Raw genomic sequence first — 997 nt, 5'->3', positions numbered from 1 at the left:
TTCTCTGATGCTGTGACCGCCCCCCGACGGCATCTGTGTGCCAAGGTGGGTCTGCAATGATCCACAAAGGAGAGCGGTCATGTCGGAGATTATCACGGTCGGACTCGATTTGGCGAAGAATGTGTTTCAGGTTCACGGGGCCGACGCTGCGGGCCGGGCGGTGCTGCGCAAGAAGCTGAGAAGAGACCAGGTCCTGGCATTTTTCGGACAGCTTCCGGCCTGCGTTGTCGCGATGGAAGCCTGTGGCGGCGCCCATTTCTGGGGGCGTGAGATCGGGAAGATCGGGCATGAGGTGCGGCTGATCCCACCCGCCTACGTGAAGCCATTCGTGAAGCGCCAGAAGAATGACATGGCCGATGCCGAAGCAATCTGCGAGGCGGCGCAGCGCCCGACGATGCGCTTCGTGCCGGTGAAGAGCGAGGAGACCCAGGGCGCTGCAATGGTCTTTCGCATCCGCGAGTTGCTGATCCGGCAGAGAACCCAGGCCATCAATGCCCTGCGCGGGCATTTGGGCGAGTTCGGAAAGATCGTGCCGCAGGGCGCGGCTAACGTGTCGAAGCTGATTGCCATTGTGGAAGATCCGGAAGGCGGTCTGCCTGCCGATGCCATCCCCACGCTCAAGGTGCTGGTCGCGACCCTCGCCCATCTCGAGACGGAGATCGGCAAGCTCGATGCCGAGATCGCCCGGTGTGCCCAGGAGAATGAGGTGGCGCGGCGGCTGATGACAGTCCCGGGGATAGGTCCTCTGATTGCCACGGCCATCGCAGTCCTGGCTCCGCCCCCCGAGACGTTCCGCAAGGCGCGCGATTTTGCGGCTTGGCTCGGCCTCACACCCCGTCAGCATTCCACAGGCGGCAAGCAGCGCCTTGGAGCCACGACAAGGATGGGCGAACGGTCTTTGCGGCGCCTCCTGATCATTGGCGCCAACAGCGTCATCATCAAACGCCATGTCCATGCCGCGGCCCGGCCGGGAACTTGGCTGGGCGGGATGCTGACG

The 997-nt window shown here is 63.6% G+C and carries 1 protein-coding gene; it reads left to right on the top strand.

Annotated elements, in window-relative coordinates; translation table 11 throughout:
* Window positions 1-79 precede the first annotated feature (79 nt).
* A partial coding sequence (locus C9E82_RS23940) for an IS110-like element ISPko7 family transposase (protein WP_119901257.1) occupies window positions 80-997 on the top strand: 918 nt, incomplete at its 3' end.

It is taken from the genome of Paracoccus sigandri, assembly GCF_003709565.1.
GTDB lineage: Bacteria > Pseudomonadota > Alphaproteobacteria > Rhodobacterales > Rhodobacteraceae > Paracoccus > Paracoccus siganidrum.
Note: the sequence above shows the minus strand (reverse complement) of the source record. Positions and strands in the feature narration are given on the sequence as shown.